Source organism: Aliivibrio sp. 1S128, assembly GCF_001691065.1.
Taxonomy (GTDB): Bacteria; Pseudomonadota; Gammaproteobacteria; order Enterobacterales; family Vibrionaceae; genus Aliivibrio.
In genome coordinates, this window is the sequence record NZ_MAJV01000104.1 from 1 (window position 1) to 1489 (window position 1489).

Genomic DNA, 1489 nt, shown 5'->3' on the forward strand with positions numbered 1-1489 from the left:
GTGTTGATGCATTTGTTATGGCGTATTACAAAAATATTGCTTGGTTTTGACTTAGATACAACTTTTCAATATCGAATAGTTTTATAAACGGATCGTCACAACCTTGTTTTAAATACAAGTACACGACCTTACAAATCAAACATGCTGCCAACTTAATAATGTCATCATTATGAATACTATTAGCTGATTGCTCATAAACATACCTACTTGTCGTAAATAAACCTTTATTAATTTCTATTATTTCAAAATCAGAACGATCAAATAAATAGCTCTGAACACTTTTAGGCAAAGAATTATATAGAACGGTTAAATCATGTGCATTAGAGCCTTTAGGTAAGGCCTCTTTTTTATTAAATTCATAAGTTTCATCAAGTCGTCCATGATTGACCACTACAATGGTGTCATGTGGAATGAAAACCACGCTAATAATTAGTTATTGACACCATAGTCGTTTGTTATGCGCATATCACTTTAGCAGGTCTAATTTTTTAGCTACTGTAACCAAATCAAATGGTAAATTATATGATTTACGAAATTCTTTAACTTCATCTTTGTTTAAATGCTCTATCTTACTTTCAGCTATCGAAATCATTGCTGATGAGTCAGAAACAAATAATTCTAATAATTCTTCATTGCCATCGGCTGAAAAAGCATTTTGCAACAACACGGTCTCATTGCTCATACAAGATTCATTATTAAATTGGAATAAATAGCTCAGCAAATTTAACCGTTCTTCTTTAGACAAGCTTTCAAACCATTTATTTTCTGGTGGGACGTTTTTATTTTCGTGTAGATAACTTTGGCACTTACCAAATTTATTTGAATATTCTTTTAATGCATCAATACTACTATGTTGAATTGAACAACCAGTTAAAAGAAAAGAGATACATAATATTTTATTTACTCGCTTCACTGACACACCTCCAAAATTTTTGCTCTTTGCCGTAGGTAAATATTTCTTGATTATAAGCAATATTGAAAATTCTAGACCTTGTGATTTTACCGCTTGCACCGAGAGCATTACCAAATAACTCCCAGTCGTATTCACGTACCGCTATTGTAGCTTCAAAAGCCGTCCCTTTCCCTGGACTAAAAAATATTTGAAACAACGGGATAGATGCAGTGCTTACCGATAAAAGGTTTCCACTACCAATTAAATCTTTTATTTCAGAAACAGCATTTGAACTATTCTTACTAAGTTGTAAGTCATCAATCTTGCAAAACCCTAAACTAGCCATAATCACTCCTTAATTTATTGATTAGAATAAATTAGTTTTACTGAAATAATAACCAGAGAAGCACAATGAATTACTATCTTAGAAAGATCTCACAATAAAATGTAACTACTAAAACCATCAAAAACGCGCATAACGCCGCAATAACACGTTTACTACGACACAGACTTAGTTGAATTTTACTGCCTTAATCACTGAAACTAAAGACAAACCTACAACGCCGAATGTAGTAAATCGTGTTGATTGCTTTGTTA

3 protein-coding genes are annotated in these 1489 nt (G+C 32.2%); all 3 read right to left on the reverse strand.

The window, feature by feature from the left end:
• Positions 1-25 precede the first annotated feature (25 nt).
• The 3 genes from A6E03_RS13590 to A6E03_RS13600 all read right to left on the reverse strand — a co-directional run bounded on the left by A6E03_RS13590 (position 26) and on the right by A6E03_RS13600 (position 1238).
• Positions 26-391, reverse strand: coding sequence for a hypothetical protein (locus A6E03_RS13590; protein WP_141677281.1), 366 nt, complete (start codon positions 389-391; stop codon positions 26-28).
• 75 nt (positions 392-466) lie between these two features.
• Complete coding sequence (locus tag A6E03_RS13595; RefSeq protein WP_065601067.1) at positions 467-913, reverse strand: hypothetical protein; 447 nt, start codon at positions 911-913, stop codon at positions 467-469.
• Positions 897-1238: a hypothetical protein gene (locus tag A6E03_RS13600; protein WP_065601068.1), complete on the reverse strand. Its 342-nt coding sequence runs from the start codon at positions 1236-1238 to the stop codon at positions 897-899. The genes A6E03_RS13595 and A6E03_RS13600 overlap by 17 nt, the downstream gene beginning before the upstream one ends.
• Between the last annotated feature and the right edge of the window lie 251 nt (positions 1239-1489).